The sequence below is a fragment of the Sediminimonas qiaohouensis DSM 21189 genome (genome assembly GCF_000423645.1).
In the GTDB taxonomy this organism is placed as follows: Bacteria; Pseudomonadota; Alphaproteobacteria; order Rhodobacterales; family Rhodobacteraceae; genus Sediminimonas; species Sediminimonas qiaohouensis.
The window spans coordinates 437,871-452,126 of sequence record NZ_AUIJ01000001.1; the positions used below are offsets into that span (position 1 = coordinate 437,871).

Here is a 14,256-nt window from a genome sequence, read left to right on the forward strand (position 1 = left end):
CTTGAGCAGGCATCCCATCTAGTGCCCTGCGCGAAATAGCGCCCGCAGGGCGCCGCGCATCGCAACCGTCCGCCTCAAAGCCCCCGGCTCCCGGCCCTACTTCGTCAACAGCCCCTTCAGCGCATCCTTGACCTTTTCCTCGGCCTTTTTCTTGAGCGCGTCCTCCACGCTCTCGCCTTCCTCGGGGGTTACGCCCAGCTTCTTCTCAACCGCCTCGTTCAGCTTCTTGCGCGCCTTTTCCTCGGCGGCCTTCTTTTCCTCTTCCAGGTTCTCATCAAGCAGCACTTTCATGTCGGGCCGGATCGACGGGTTGGCCCATGGCCCCTTGATCCGCACCGGGATCGCGACGCCGCCCTCGCCATCGGTGCCGCCCGAACGCGGCGTGAACAGGTAATCCAGATCGCGCGCACCCAGCCCGATCCGCCCCTCGCCGCGCGCGGTGATCACCGGCAGGCTCATCAGCAGGTCATCGTTGCGCAAAACGCCATCCTCGATGGTGAAACTGGCGCTCAGGCTGTCGAACACGGTTGTGCCGCCGCTCACGTCGCCCGCGCGAAACAGCTTGTCCAAATCGATCCCCTGGATGGTGCCGCGCCCGGTGCTTAGCGTGCCCTGCCCCGACAGCGAGCGCATGATCGCGTCCACGCTGCCCCCCGCGCCCAGGAACGACACCTGCGCATCGGCGGCGCCGGTGAACCGGCTCAGCCCGGCCATGTCGCTCAGCAGCCCCTGCAGGCCCACGCCCTGCGCCCGCAGATCGCCGCCCACCGATAGCCCGCTGCGGTTGTTGGCGACCACCTCGCCGCCCAGGGTGCCGTCATAGGCCGCCACCTCCCGCAACGTGACAACCGCGCGGGCCCGGTCCAGCGTGGCACCGATATGCGTCTGGTTCAGCGACAAGCCCCCCACCAGCACCGACTCCGCCCGCAGATCGAGCTCGCCGTTGACCAACGACAGCGCGCTGGCATCGATCGGCGCGGTGGACCAGCCCGCCGTTGCCGCGCGCTCCCCGGAGCCCGCAGCCGCCGCCTCGCCGCCACCGCCCAGCCCCGACAGGTCCAGCGCGCCAGTGCTGATCTGCCCCACCACGCGCGGCGGGGTCTGCGCGGTGAACACGTCCAGCGCCCCGCTCAGGCGGTTGCCGTCCAGCGTCAGCGACCCCTCGCGCAGGCTCAGGCGCATATCGTCGGGCGTCAGGCTCAGATCGCCGCTCAACGCCGCGCGCCGGCCCAATCCTTGCGGCAGCGAAACGCCCGGCCGACCCAGTGCCGCCATGAACGCCGCGGTGTCGGGCAATTCGCCCTCGATCCGCCCGGCGACCATCGGCGCAAGGCTCGCTTGCCCGTTCAGCCCGATCTCGCCCCCGGCAGCGGCCACCCGCAGGTTCAGCGCCGAAGCATCGCCGTTGATGAACTGCGCAAACCTGTCGATCCGGCCGCTCACCGCCACCGTCTCGCCCGCCGGGCGCAGGCCCGCTTCGAACTCCGCCGCGCCCTCGTAATCGGCCCAGCGCAGATCCAGCGACAGCCCCTGCATCACGGTTTCCTCGCCACTGCCCCGGTCGGCATAGCGCAGCACCCCGTCGGTGATCAGCGCCCGGTCCAGGTACAGCGCCAGCTTGGCCGATCGCGCCCCCTCCTGTCCCGAGGGCGCCACGCCCTCGACGCCCAACTCCCAGTTGACGCGCCCATCGGCGGCCCGCTCCAGCAATATGCGCGGGCTGCGCAGCTCCAGCCCCGTGATCCGGATATCCCCGCGGATCATGGCGATCGGATCGACCCCCACTTTCAACGCCTCGGCGCGCATCATCGGCCCGGCGTCGGACCAAGGCGCGTTGCCGATCTCCATCGGCCCGGTCGCAACCCCCAGAACCGGGTAAAAACTGATCTCGGTGCCGCCCGACAGCGTCACCTCGCGCCCAGTCTGCGCGCGGATCTGGTCCACCGCCACCTGCGCGATTCGGTCCTCCGGCAACAGGAAAACAGACCCCACCGCGACCACCACGAGGACGATCACCAATCCGATCAACCGAACGATCCACCGCATGACACACCTGCTTTGCTGTTGCCAACTCAGTCTAAGGCAATTCACCGACCGGGGGATAGGGGGTTTCACGCGCGGCGCGGGCCGGACGCGCAAGGGCCTTTCCGCCGCCCCCGCGCTGGTCTATATGCGCTCCATGTCCAGCAACCCGCCAGATCTCCGCCCTGACCTCGCGCCAAAGGCGCGGCTCTCAGATGTTGCGCAAGACCGCAGCGACCAGCCAACCATCGGCATGGTCTCGCTCGGCTGCCCCAAGGCGCTGGTCGATAGCGAACGCATCCTCACCCGCCTGCGCGCCGAGGGCTACGCCATCTCGCCCGACTACACCGGCGCCGACGCGGTGATCGTGAACACCTGCGGCTTCCTCGACAGCGCCAAGGCCGAATCCCTCAGCGCCATCGGCGAGGCGCTCAATGAGAACGGCCGCGTCATCGTCACCGGCTGCCTGGGGGCCGAACCCGACTACATCACAGGCGCACATCCCAGCGTCCTGGCCGTGACCGGCCCGCACCAGTACGAACAGGTGCTCGACGCCGTGCACGCCGCGGTGCCCCCCGCGCCCGACCCGTTCGTCGATCTGCTGCCCGCCTCGGGGGTGAAACTGACGCCGCGGCACTACAGCTACCTCAAGATATCCGAGGGCTGTAACCACAAATGCAAGTTCTGCATCATCCCCGACATGCGCGGCAAACTGGCCAGTCGCCCGGCCCATGCCGTGATCCGCGAGGCGGAGAAACTGGTTGAGAACGGCGTGCGCGAGCTGCTGGTCATCAGCCAGGACACATCGGCCTACGGCATCGATATCCGCCACGCCGAGGCCAAGGGCCACCGCGCCCACATCACCGACCTGGCGCGCGATCTTGGCACGCTGGGGGCATGGGTGCGCCTGCACTACGTCTATCCCTACCCGCATGTGCGCGAACTGATCCCGCTCATGGCCGAGGGGCTGATCCTGCCCTACCTCGATATCCCGTTCCAGCACGCCCACCCGGCCACCCTCAAACGCATGGCCCGCCCGGCGGCGGCGGCGAAAACCCTCGATGAGATCGCGGCATGGCGCGCCGCCTGCCCCGATATCGCCCTGCGCTCGACCTTCATCGTCGGCTACCCCGGCGAAACCGAGGCAGAGTTCAAAACCCTGCTGGATTGGCTCGACGAGGCACAGCTCGATCGCGTCGGCTGCTTCCAGTATGAGAACGTCGCCGGTGCGCGCTCCAACGACCTGCCCGATCATGTGCCCGACGAGGTGAAACAGGACCGCTGGGATCGTTTCATGCAAAAGGCACAGGCGATTTCCGAGGCGAAACTCGCCGCCAAGGTCGGCACCCGTCAGGACGTGATCATCGACGATATCGACGAAGACGGCATCGCCACCTGCCGCACCAAGGCCGACGCGCCCGAAATCGACGGATGTTTGTTCATTGACGAGGGAACTGATGCGCTGAGCGTGGGCGATATCGTCACCGTCGAAGTGGACGAGGCCGGCGAATACGACCTGTGGGGCCGCCTGCCCGGTTGAGGGGGCGCGCGGCGGTAATGACCTTGACCGAACATCTCATATAGCGCCCTGCGCGGAATCAAGGCCGCAGGCCGCCGCGCATCGCCCGAATCCTGCACCCACCCCCCGGTTCCCAACCCCGCGCACCTGCGCTACGCTGCCTGCAAACGCACAGCCACCCGAGGAGGAGCCAGCGCCATGACCGACGACATCCCCAACATCGCGCAAAAAGCCCCCTTTCCCGTCGAAGTGACCGAGGGCAAATCCTATCTCTGGTGCGCATGCGGCCGCTCCGCCCAGCAGCCGTTTTGCGATGGCAGTCACAAGGGCACCACGCACCGCCCGGTCAAATACACCGCGCAAGCCACGCAAAAGGTGTTCTTCTGCGGCTGCAAGAATACCGGCAACGCCCCGCTCTGCGACGGCACGCATTCCACGCTATGATCCACGTGACCACCACCTGCCCCGACCTCGACAGCGCCCGCGACCTCGCTGGCGCCGCGATCAGCGCGCGCATGGCCGCCTGCGCCAACGTCACCCCCGGCCTCCTCAGCCTGTTCCACTGGCAAGGCGCGGTCGAGGAAGAAACCGAGGTGCAGATCACCTTCAAAACGACAGGCGAAAGCCGCGCCGCGCTGGTCGCGCTGATCACCGACCTGCACCCCTACGACCTGCCGGTCATCACCTGGGAACAGGTTGAGACGACGCCCGAGACGACGACCTGGCTGAACGAGGAAACAGGCGGCTGAAGCGAAGCGCGCGCGCTTGCGTACGAATCGTACGGGTCACGCGGCGAAACGTCCGTTTCTGCGCAAACGCCAATCTTGTCCTGCGCGTGCGGTGCATTAATTCGGTAATGCATGAGCGATGAAATCCGCGTCCTTTACAACGCCCGTTGCCCCGTGTGCCGGGCCGAGATTAACCACTACGCCGCGCATACGCGCGCGTGCAATCTGCCCATTCGTTTCGATGATCTGAATTCAGCGGATCTTGCCCACTGGGGCATCAGCGCCGATCAGGCCGCGCGCCGGTTGCACGTTCTCAAAGATGGCGAAATATACAGCGGGATCAATGGCTTTCTGGTCCTGTGGCGGGGTATGCCGCGCTGGCGAGCGCTGGCTACACTGGTCGCTTTGCCGGGGGTTCGCGCCGTTGCCACCGCGGTTTATGACCGGGTTCTTGCCCCGGCGCTTTATCGGCGGCACTTGGCCAGGACGGCGCGTGCGCGCTGCGCCTCGGCGGCGCGGCGCTAAGTGGCGTCAATTGGGCGAAAGCCTATCCAGCAAGTCCTTGTTCTTGCAGTATTTCGGTGCTTCCTTGGCATCCTTGTGCCCGTTCATCCAGCTCAGGCATTCTACCTCGTGGGTGCAACTGGCACAGCGGAAAACCGCCGCTCGATACTCCGACGCGCTCTCGGAATCATGGGCGATTCTCTCGCCGAAATCGACGCCGAGCGATCGGGCCATCTGGCCCATCACGTCCGCGCGCCTGCTTAGAGTCGCAAACAGTTTCATTCTTGATTTCCTTCTCTTTCTTGGTGTTCTTTCAATGCGTTAAGTGTATCCCGGTGGGTGCAGAACGATGGCGCCCGCGCCGCTTCGCCAAGGCAGTTGGCCAGCCACATCTGGCACTCGCGCACATGCGCGCATTTCCGGCACCGCGCCACCATTTGCGCGTAGTCGTCCGCGTGCAGCTGCCCTGCTTGCAGCGATTCGCTCAGGTTCAACCCCATCGACCGCGCCATCGACCGCGTTAACCAGAAGTGGCAATCTGGATCGCCAAGGTATTCCATCTTCCCCATGTCCTGCCCTCCCGTGCTTGCCGCGCGTAACACATTGATAATACGCGCATATTATGCTTCACTGCGGCACCTGGCATCGCACTGCCAAAGCTCCCCCATAATGGCCCAACCCCGACGCGCCAAGTTCCACTCCCCGACGCGATCTTATGATTTCCGCAGCGATTCCAACGCCTTGGCGTTTCGGCAATAGCAAGGCGCATGCTCTCCCGCACCGTGCTCCGCATTCAGCCACGCAGCACAGGTGTCAGGCTGACTGCACCCCGTACACCGCAGCACCAAATCCGGCAGTGCGTCATAGTCCAGACGCCCGCTCATCACCTCCTCCTCAAGGTCCAGACCCAACGCCGACGCCATCCGGTCAACCAGTGCGGCATGCGTCCTAATTATCTGATTTTCATACATTTAAACGCCCTCCCATACAGGGCTCATCACCGTGACGAGCCCCTACAGGAGACCACATCGCGCGCAACCGCGCCTTGACCTGAGTCAATCAGCGGCAGAGCGGCCAATCGCCTCAAGGTACCTGCGCACGCAGGTCTGCACGTGCCTGAACCGATCGCCGCCCAGGTGCTTACCACCATACCAACGGGTGACCACGATCACATGATCATGCAGCCCCGCCCGCTCCAGCATCCGCAAGATGACCATGCCCGCGCCGCTTTCACCATCGTCACCCTTGCGCGCGGTGCCATCGGCGGCCAGAACCGCCCAGGTATTATGCGTGGCCTTGGCGTATTTCTTGTTTCGCTTCAACTGCTTGAGAAACGCGGCGACATCCGCGTCGCTGCGCGCCGCACCGCCTGAGACGGCATAGCGAGAGCCACGATCGTTCACGACATTCTCAATGGTTTTCATATGGCTACACCGTCCCGCCGCACGCCTAAAGGCCCGCCGCCCGGCGCCGGACCACGGCGATTCGCGCGGCGTTTGGCGGGTGCGTTCCCAGGAACCGATTGCCCGGATCGGGAATGCGGGTAAAGAACTCCGCCCCCCGCAGCGGATCAAACCCCGCCCGCGCCGCGATCACCGTGCCCAGGCTGTCCGCCTCCAGCTCGAATTCCTTGGAATAAGACCGAGCGCCCACGCTTGCCCCCAGATCCTGCGCGCTGCGTATGCCCGCGCCGTCCGCACCCGACAGCGCCGCCAGACCGCCCATCAGGATCGCGCCCGCCGTCGCATTGCGCCTCTGGCGGGGGATATGCGCCCGTATATGGTGCGCCGCCTCATGCGCCATCACGAAGGCCAATTCGTCGGCATTGCGCACCTCGCCCACCATCGCGATGGTAAACCCGATCACCGGGCGCCCAACGTCATCCATCGTCTGAAAGGCATTCGGCGGCAGCTCGGTCCGCGTATCCACCACGATGCGATAGTCGCACCCAAGCGCCGGCGCGCGGGCGCGGCACTCGGCCTCGGCAACGGGCTCGATCGCATCGACAACACGGGTGAACTGCCGCGCGGCCTCTTCGGGGGGCAGCCGCTCATACGCGGGGGCCGGGCGCGGCCCCGCGACTGGCGGAGATGCACCAGGCGCCGCGCACCCGGCAATTCCGCTAAAAACAAGAAGCGCAAACAATACCTTGTAAGCAGGTCGCATAGTTCCTCGTTTGCCGGCTGGCGATTCTCTTGCATTGCGGCGTATCTGCCGTACCCTTTGGGTATGTTTACCATCGAACACGAATTCGACGCCACGGTGATTACACTTGTCGACGACGGCGAGACGCCCTTGCAGGAGGACGTGATCGTGACCGCCTTTGCCGAGTGCGTCACCGTCTCTCAATACGATCCGCGCACGGACCAGGTCCAGACCGTGACGGTTTCACCGGCTCAACTGCGCGATCTGGGCGCCGCCCTGAACCTGCCCGAGGGTGCCTACAAATTACGCCCCGAGGCGGGCAAAGGCTAAACCGCGACGCCCTCATTCAAGGCGAAACACCTTGTCACGCGCGGTTTTGCCCCGGATCAGGGACAGGCGCGACTTGGGCACGCCCATGGCCTTGGCCAGCAGGGTCCGCGCGGCGGCCGTGGCCTTGCCCTTTTCCGGCACGCAGGTCACGTAAACCCGGATCGCGCCCTCCTCGTCCTGAACAACGCGGTTGCGCGACGCCTTTGGCGTGACCTTGACCGCGATCTCGGCGCCTTCGCGGCACAAGTGTTTCATCTGCGGTTCCGACATTCACCCCGTCCCAGCCGCGCATTTCCCCCCGCTCGCCCGTTTACATTCGCGCGCCGGACAGGAATATTCAATGCCGACGCCAAAGGGGAGGCTTTGATGGCAACCGGATTTTTCTGGGATGAAGAGTGTTTCTGGCACGGCGGGGGCGCCTATGCGCTGACCCTGCCACTTGGCGGACTGGTGCAGCCGCTATCGGCGGGCGGCCTGCCCGAGGGCCCCGAGGCCAAGCGCCGCCTCAAGAACCTGATGGATGTCACCGGCCTGAGCGCCGAGCTTGAGTGCCGCAGCGCAAGCCCCGCCACGTGGGAGGATCTGGCCCGCGTTCATCCAGAGGAATTCTTGAATAAATTCAAGAAAATGTCGGATGAAGGCGGCGGCGAGCTTGGCTTGCGCACGCCGTTCCTGAAGGGCGGTTTCGAGATCGCCGCGCTGTCGGCGGGGCTGGCAAAGCAGGCGCTTTTGTCGGTCCTGAACGGCGAATTGGAGAACGCCTATGCCCTGTCGCGCCCGCCGGGGCATCATTGCTTGCCGGACTGGCCCAACGGGTTTTGCCTGCTCAACAACATCGCCATCGCCGTCGAAGCGGCCAAGGCGCAAGGGTTGGCCGACCGCGTCGCCGTGATCGATTGGGACGTGCATCATGGCAACGGCACCGAGGCGATCTATTACGAGCGCGACGATGTTCTGACCATCTCGGTGCACCAGGATCGGAACTATCCGCTGGACACCGGCCACCTCGGCCACCGGGGCGAAGGCGCTGGCGACGGATACAACCTCAACATCCCGCTTCCACCCGGCCCGGGGCATTTCAGCTACATGGAAGTGATGGAGCGGATTATCTGCCCGGTTCTGGGCATTTACCGGCCGGACGTGATCATCGTCGCCAGCGGCTATGACGCCTGCGCCTTTGATCCGCTGGGCCGGATGATGGCCACCGCCGACACCTTCCGCCAGATGACTGCCATGGTCAAACAAAGCGCAAATGACCTGTGCGACGGGCGGATGGTCATGGTCCACGAGGGCGGCTATTCCGAGGCCTACGCCCCCTTCTGCGGGCACGCGGCGATTGAAGAACTGGCCGGCAGCACCGCAACCGCGCCCGACCCGATGGCCGAGACCGTGGCGGCGCGGCAACCCGATGCGCGGTTCGACACCTATATCAGCGAATTGATCGGCGAAATGGCGTCGGAGTTGCTGATGATGCCGTTCTACAATGACGCAAGCAATTGATATAAATTTGGAAACTCGCACATGCCCGCACCCGATCCCGCCGCGATGGCGTTTCTCCTGTCCCGTCGGTCACGCCCGGCCAAGACGCTGACCGCACCGGGGCCGGATCGCGCGGCGCTTGAGCCGATCCTGCGCGCGGCCCTGCGCAGCCCCGATCACGGCAAGCTTGAGCCGTGGCGCCTGATCGTGATCGAGCGCGGCGCGCTCGATCGGCTGGCAGCGGCGGCACGGGCGCGCGGCGCCGCGCTTGGCCTGTCCGAGCGGGACATCGACAAGGGCGCCGGGCAATTTGCGGACAGCCCCCTGACGGTCGCGGTCGTTGCCGCGCCCAAACCGTCCGACAAGGTCCCCGAGATCGAGCAGTTGAATTCCGCCGCCGCCGTGTGTTTATCGCTTCTGAACGCGGCGCTCGCGTCAGGTTGGGGGGCGAACTGGCTCACCGGCTGGCCCGCCCATGATTCGCTGTTCCTGACCGAATCACTGGGCCTGGCCCCGCACGAAAGGTTAACGGGCTTCGTTCACATCGGCACCGAAACAACCACCCCCCCAAACCGCCCCCGCCCCAACCCCAAAGAGGTAGTGACATGGCTTTCGGAGTGATCCTATCGGCGTTCATGCGCACGCTTGGACAGTTGGGCGATGCGCGCTTTCGTAGGGTTCTGCTGTTGGGGATCGTCTTGACGCTGGCGCTGCTGGTCGGCGCCAGCGCGGCGGTGTTCGTCCTACTGCGATGGGCGTTCGGCCCCGAGGTCACTTTGCCCCTGCTCGGCCCGGTCACATGGCTTGGCGATCTACTGAGCTGGACAAGCGTGTTCGCCATGCTGGCGTTGTCGATCTTTCTGATGATCCCGGTAGCCTCGGCCATAACATCCATGTTTCTCGAGGATGTCGCGGATGCGGTCGAGGATCGGCACTATGCGCACCTTCCGCCGGCCAAGCCGGTTCCCTTTGGCGAGGCCCTGCGCGACACGATCGGTTTCCTTGGCGTGTTGATCGGCGCGAACATCATGGCACTGTTTCTTTACGCGATATTCAGCCCGCTAACGCCGTTCATCTTCTATGGCATGAACGGCTATCTTCTGGGGCGGGAATATTTCACGCTGGTCGCGATGCGCCGCGAGGGCCGCGCGGGCGCGCGGCAAATGATGCGCGAAAACAGCCTGACGATCTGGGTGGCGGGCATTTTGATGGCTGTGCCGCTGACGATACCGATCATGAACCTGCTTATCCCCATACTGGGTGCCGCCAGTTTCACACACATTTATCACGGGCTGCGCAAGGCGGGGAAATCGGCCTAGCACATGCGGCCAAGCCTCAGCCCGCAGGCCCGCCCATGCGGTTGAACATGTCGATATCGCGGATCGATATGACGCCCGACAAGATGATCGCCGCGATCACTGCCCAGATGACGAAGGCGACCACGGTCGTGATGATCGCCTTTTTCTTGAGCTGGTGAACCGCCGGGGCGCCCGCGTGGGTTCCTGGGACAACTTCGCCGTCCTCGCCTTGGGTTTTCAGGCGTATCGGGATGGCGACGAAAAACGTCATGAACCAGATCACTGCATAAAGGACTATGCCCGATGTAATACCCATCAGACCTGCTCCAGCTCGATCAAGCAGCCTTGGAAATCCTTTGGGTGCAGGAATAGCACCGGCTTCCCATGCGCACCGATCTTCGGCTCGCCGCTGCCCAGGACGCGCGCACCGCTTTGCAAAAGCTGATCGCGCGCCGCCGAGATGTCCTCCACCTCATAGCACATGTGGTGAATACCGCCCGCCGGGTTCTTGTCCAGGAACCCGTTGATCGGGCTGTCATCGCCAAGCGGGTAAAGCAGCTCGATCTTGGTGTTGGGCAGTTCGATGAAAACCACGGTCACCCCGTGATCGGGTTCATCCTGCGGCGCGCCCACCTTTGCGCCAAGGGCGCCGCGATATTGCTCCATCGCCGCCTCAAGGTCCGGGACGGCGATTGCGACATGGTTCAGGCGGCCGATCATGGCAGGCTCCTTACGTGACGATTTCGTTGCCCTTGTTATGGGGCGGCGGGCGCCACAGGACAAGCGGACACATCCGCGCCCCTTGAAGCGATCCGCGCCGCCGCCACTTACCCCTGAAGGCTCTGCACCGTCATCTCCCCGGCCTCACGCGCCTTCATGGCCTGTGCGGCGGCCAATGATCCAGCGGCGGTGGTGAAATAGGGGATCTTGGAATACAGCGCGACCGAGCGGATATCCCGGCTGTCTTCGACCGCCTGCGCGCCCTCGGTGGTGTTCATGACCAGCGCGATATCTCCGTTCTTGAGCATATCGACGATGTTGGGACGGCCTTCGAAAACCTTGTTGACCTGATCGCAGGCGACACCGTTTTCGCTCAGCCAAGCGGCGGTTCCGCGTGTCGCCACGATGGAAAAGCCCATCTCGATCAACAAACGCGCCGTTTCGACCATTTGCACGGTCTTGTCGGCATCGCGGATCGAAATGAACACCCGTCCGTCGCTGGGGAGGGTGTTGCCCGCCCCGAGCTGCGCCTTGAGAAACGCCAGGGGGAACGACAGATCCCAGCCCATCACCTCGCCGGTCGAGCGCATTTCAGGCCCCAAGATCGTATCCACACCGGGGAAGCGCGCGAAGGGCAGAACCGCCTCCTTGACCGAGAACCACGGCATCATCGGATCTGCCAGCGTCATCGGGTCGGCCATCGGGATCTCGCCGGGGCGGGCATTGGCCGGATAGGGTGCGCGGTGCGCGAAGGCCTCCATAGGTTCGCCCGCCATCAGGCGCGCCGCGATCGAGGCGATGGCGCTGTCGGTGGCTTTTGCCACGAAAGGAACCGTCCGGCTGGCGCGGGGGTTCACCTCGATCAGGTAAACAACACCGTCCTTGACCGCGAACTGCACGTTCATCAGGCCGACGACCCCCAGCTCCAGCGCCAGCGCTTCTGTCTGGCGCTTGACCTCTTCGATCAGGTCCGCGGGCAGCGAATAGGGCGGCAAGGAACAGGCACTGTCGCCCGAATGCACGCCGGCCTCTTCGATGTGCTGCATGATGCCGGCGACGTGCACGGTCTTGCCATCGCTGAGCGCGTCCACGTCCATTTCCACGGCCCCGGCAAGGTAGCTATCGAGCAGCACGGGACTGTCACCGGAAACGATCACCGCCTCCTTGATGTACCGCTCAAGGTGCGCCATGTCGCGCACGATTTCCATCGCGCGGCCGCCCAGAACGTAAGATGGCCGGATCACCAGCGGGAAGCCGATCTCGTCGGCGATGGCGAGGGCCTGTGCATCGCTGCTGGCGATGCCGTTGCGGGGCTGCTTGAGGTTGAGCTTGTTCACCATCTGCTGAAACCGCTCGCGATCCTCGGCAAGGTCAATGGCGTCAGGCGTGGTACCCAGGATCGGAATGCCTTCCTCGTAGAGCGCGTTGGCCAGCTTCAGAGGCGTCTGCCCGCCGAATTGCACGATCACGCCGTGCAGGGTGCCTTTCTCCTGCTCAACCCGCAGGATCTCCATCACGTGCTCGAAGGTCAGCGGCTCGAAATACAAACGGTCCGACGTGTCGTAATCGGTGCTGACCGTCTCGGGGTTGCAGTTGACCATGATCGTCTCATAGCCCGCATCGGTCAGCGCGAAACAGGCGTGGCAGCAGCAGTAGTCGAACTCGATCCCCTGCCCGATCCGGTTGGGGCCGCCCCCAAGGATCACGACTTTCTTGCGCTCGCTCGGGCGCGCCTCGCATTCCACGTCACCCATGGCGGGGGCCTCGTAGGTGGAATACATGTAAGGCGTCTGCGCCTCGAACTCGGCGGCGCAGGTATCAATGCGTTTGAATACCGCCGTCACGCCCAGGTTCTGGCGCGCGCGGCGCACGTTGGCCTCGCTCCGGCCGGTCAGCACGCCAAGACGCGCATCGGTAAAGCCCATCATCTTGAGCGCACGCAAGCCCTCCTCGGTCACCGGCAGGCCGTCACGGCGCACGTCTTCCTCGGCTTCGACGATCTCGCGGATGCGGGCCAGGAACCAGGGGTCATACTGGGTCACGGCCTGGATGTCGTCATCGCTTAGCCCATGGCGCATGGCCTGCGCGATCACGCGCAACCTGTCGGGCGAGCGCAGCGATAGCGCCCGCACCACCGCGGCCTTTTCCGGTGCGCCTTCGATCTCGATCTCGTCAAACCCCGACAGGCCGGTTTCCATGCTGGCCAACGCCTTTTGCAGGCTTTCGTGGATGGTGCGACCTATCGACATCGCCTCGCCCACCGATTTCATCGCCGTGGACAGGACCGGCTCGGAGCCGGCAAATTTCTCGAAGGCAAAGCGCGGGATCTTGGTGACGACATAGTCGATGGTCGGCTCAAAGCTCGCTGGCGTCACCTTGGTGATGTCGTTGTCCAACTCATCAAGCGTGTACCCGACGGCAAGTTTCGCGGCGATCTTGGCGATCGGAAAGCCCGTCGCCTTGGACGCCAGCGCCGAAGAGCGCGACACCCGCGGGTTCATCTCGATCACCACCATGCGGCCATCATCGGGGTTCACCGCCCATTGAACGTTCGAGCCGCCGGTCTCCACCCCGATCTCGCGCAGCACGTTGATCGAGTGCGTGCGCATGATCTGGTATTCCTTGTCCGTGAGCGTCAGCGCCGGCGCCACGGTGATCGAGTCGCCAGTATGCACGCCCATGGGATCGACGTTCTCGATCGAGCACACGATGATCGCGTTGTCAGCGGTGTCGCGCACCACCTCCATTTCATATTCCTTCCACCCCAGCAGCGACTCGTCGATCAGGATCTGGCTGACCGGCGATGCATCCAGCCCCGAGCGGCAGTAATGCTCATAATCATCGCGGTTATAGGCCACGCCGCCCCCGGTGCCGCCCAGGGTATAGGCGGGCCGGATGATCGCCGGCAGGCCGACATGCTCCAGCGCGGCCATGCATTCATCCATGTTGTTGGCGATGGTGGCCTTGGGGTTCTCGATGCCCAGCCGGTCCATCGCCTCGCGGAAGAGCTTGCGGTCCTCGGCCATCTCGATGGCTTCACGCTTGGCGCCGATCAACTCGACGTTGAACTTCTCCAGCACGCCCATGTCGGCCAGCGCCAGCGAGGTGTTCAGCCCCGTCTGACCGCCCATCGTGGGCAAAAGCGCATCGGGGCGTTCCTTTTCGATGATCTTGGCAACCACCTCGGGGGTGATCGGCTCGATATAGGTGGCATCGGCCATTCCCGGGTCGGTCATGATCGTCGCGGGGTTCGAGTTGACGAGGATCACGCGATACCCCTCTTCCCGAAGCGCCTTGCAGGCCTGCGCACCGGAGTAGTCGAACTCGCAGGCCTGGCCAATGATGATGGGCCCGGCGCCGATGATCATGATCGAGGAAATATCGGTGCGTTTGGGCATGGGGCAACCTCTTGTTTCATGCGGGCAGCATCAAACGGAGGGCTGACTCGCCCCCCGTCGCAAATTGTCGTGGGTTATATCTTTCTGCAGCGCCGGTTCAAGGCGCAAATTCA

At 64.4% G+C, this 14,256-nt stretch carries 18 protein-coding genes; 8 read left to right on the forward strand and 10 right to left on the reverse strand.

Annotation, left to right across the window (positions count from 1 at the left end):
* Positions 1–96: 96 nt before the first annotated feature.
* Positions 97–2,046 (reverse strand): AsmA family protein, encoded by a 1,950-nt coding sequence (locus G568_RS0102095; RefSeq protein ID WP_026756494.1) that lies wholly within the window; start codon positions 2,044–2,046, stop codon positions 97–99.
* A 133-nt stretch (positions 2,047–2,179) separates the two neighbouring features.
* Between G568_RS0102095 and rimO the strand changes: the two genes are divergently transcribed.
* The 4 genes from rimO (at position 2,180) to G568_RS0102115 (ending at position 4,794) form a co-directional block, all read left to right on the forward strand.
* Positions 2,180–3,562, forward strand: coding sequence for a 30S ribosomal protein S12 methylthiotransferase RimO (rimO, locus tag G568_RS0102100; RefSeq protein WP_026756495.1), 1,383 nt, complete (start codon positions 2,180–2,182; stop codon positions 3,560–3,562).
* Positions 3,563–3,739: 177 nt separating this feature from the next.
* Positions 3,740–3,985 carry a CDGSH iron-sulfur domain-containing protein gene (locus G568_RS0102105; RefSeq protein ID WP_026756496.1) on the forward strand — a complete coding sequence of 82 codons (246 nt, stop codon included), beginning with the start codon at positions 3,740–3,742 and terminating at the stop codon, positions 3,983–3,985.
* Entirely contained in the window at positions 3,982–4,290 is a 309-nt protein-coding gene (gene cutA / locus G568_RS18000; RefSeq protein WP_037373464.1) for a divalent-cation tolerance protein CutA, read from the forward strand. The genes G568_RS0102105 and cutA overlap by 4 nt, the downstream gene beginning before the upstream one ends.
* A 111-nt stretch (positions 4,291–4,401) precedes the next feature.
* The gene (locus G568_RS0102115; protein WP_026756497.1) at positions 4,402–4,794 is read left to right on the forward strand and encodes a thiol-disulfide oxidoreductase DCC family protein; all 393 of its coding nucleotides are present in this window, start codon (positions 4,402–4,404) and stop codon (positions 4,792–4,794) included.
* A gap of 6 nt (positions 4,795–4,800) precedes the next feature.
* Here the strand turns inward: G568_RS0102115 and G568_RS0102120 are convergent, their stop codons facing one another.
* From G568_RS0102120 to G568_RS0102140, 5 genes are all read right to left on the reverse strand, one after another.
* Positions 4,801–5,055, reverse strand: a complete 255-nt coding sequence (locus G568_RS0102120) for a DUF6455 family protein (RefSeq protein ID WP_026756498.1) — start codon at positions 5,053–5,055, stop codon at positions 4,801–4,803.
* A complete protein-coding gene (locus tag G568_RS0102125) occupies positions 5,052–5,342 on the reverse strand; it encodes a DUF6455 family protein (protein ID WP_051202584.1) in 291 nt (96 codons plus the stop codon). Before G568_RS0102125 ends, G568_RS0102120 begins: the two co-directional genes overlap by 4 nt.
* A gap of 144 nt (positions 5,343–5,486) precedes the next feature.
* Positions 5,487–5,744, reverse strand: a complete 258-nt coding sequence (locus G568_RS20645) for a DUF6455 family protein (protein WP_026756500.1) — start codon at positions 5,742–5,744, stop codon at positions 5,487–5,489.
* An 84-nt stretch (positions 5,745–5,828) separates the two neighbouring features.
* The gene (locus G568_RS0102135; RefSeq protein WP_026756501.1) at positions 5,829–6,197 is read right to left on the reverse strand and encodes a YigZ family protein; all 369 of its coding nucleotides are present in this window, start codon (positions 6,195–6,197) and stop codon (positions 5,829–5,831) included.
* 25 nt (positions 6,198–6,222) lie between these two features.
* Positions 6,223–6,939 carry a M48 family metalloprotease gene (locus G568_RS0102140; RefSeq protein ID WP_051202586.1) on the reverse strand — a complete coding sequence of 239 codons (717 nt, stop codon included), beginning with the start codon at positions 6,937–6,939 and terminating at the stop codon, positions 6,223–6,225.
* Between the two features lie 63 nt (positions 6,940–7,002).
* Here G568_RS0102140 and G568_RS0102145 point away from each other — a divergent pair, with 63 nt between their 5' ends.
* Positions 7,003–7,248: a hypothetical protein gene (locus G568_RS0102145; protein WP_026756503.1), complete on the forward strand. Its 246-nt coding sequence runs from the start codon at positions 7,003–7,005 to the stop codon at positions 7,246–7,248.
* A 12-nt stretch (positions 7,249–7,260) separates the two neighbouring features.
* Here G568_RS0102145 and G568_RS0102150 read toward each other — a convergent pair whose 3' ends face one another.
* Positions 7,261–7,518, reverse strand: a complete 258-nt coding sequence (locus G568_RS0102150) for a DUF167 domain-containing protein (protein ID WP_026756504.1) — start codon at positions 7,516–7,518, stop codon at positions 7,261–7,263.
* A gap of 96 nt (positions 7,519–7,614) precedes the next feature.
* Here G568_RS0102150 and G568_RS0102155 point away from each other — a divergent pair, with 96 nt between their 5' ends.
* Genes G568_RS0102155 through G568_RS0102165 form a run of 3 tightly spaced genes read left to right on the forward strand, consistent with a single transcriptional unit; the run spans position 7,615 to position 10,046 of the window.
* Positions 7,615–8,748 (forward strand): class II histone deacetylase, encoded by a 1,134-nt coding sequence (locus G568_RS0102155; protein WP_026756505.1) that lies wholly within the window; start codon positions 7,615–7,617, stop codon positions 8,746–8,748.
* Between the two features lie 21 nt (positions 8,749–8,769).
* Entirely contained in the window at positions 8,770–9,348 is a 579-nt protein-coding gene (locus tag G568_RS0102160; RefSeq protein WP_026756506.1) for a nitroreductase family protein, read from the forward strand.
* Positions 9,333–10,046, forward strand: a complete 714-nt coding sequence (locus G568_RS0102165) for an EI24 domain-containing protein (RefSeq protein WP_026756507.1) — start codon at positions 9,333–9,335, stop codon at positions 10,044–10,046. The genes G568_RS0102160 and G568_RS0102165 overlap by 16 nt, the downstream gene beginning before the upstream one ends.
* Positions 10,047–10,062: 16 nt before the next feature.
* Here the strand turns inward: G568_RS0102165 and G568_RS0102170 are convergent, their stop codons facing one another.
* The 3 genes from G568_RS0102170 to carB all read right to left on the reverse strand — a co-directional run bounded on the left by G568_RS0102170 (position 10,063) and on the right by carB (position 14,143).
* Entirely contained in the window at positions 10,063–10,341 is a 279-nt protein-coding gene (locus G568_RS0102170; protein ID WP_026756508.1) for a DUF1467 family protein, read from the reverse strand.
* Positions 10,341–10,745 (reverse strand): methylmalonyl-CoA epimerase, encoded by a 405-nt coding sequence (gene mce, locus G568_RS0102175; protein WP_026756509.1) that lies wholly within the window; start codon positions 10,743–10,745, stop codon positions 10,341–10,343. Before mce ends, G568_RS0102170 begins: the two co-directional genes overlap by 1 nt.
* Positions 10,746–10,852: 107 nt before the next feature.
* Positions 10,853–14,143, reverse strand: coding sequence for a carbamoyl-phosphate synthase large subunit (carB, locus tag G568_RS0102180; protein ID WP_026756510.1), 3,291 nt, complete (start codon positions 14,141–14,143; stop codon positions 10,853–10,855).
* Between the last annotated feature and the right edge of the window lie 113 nt (positions 14,144–14,256).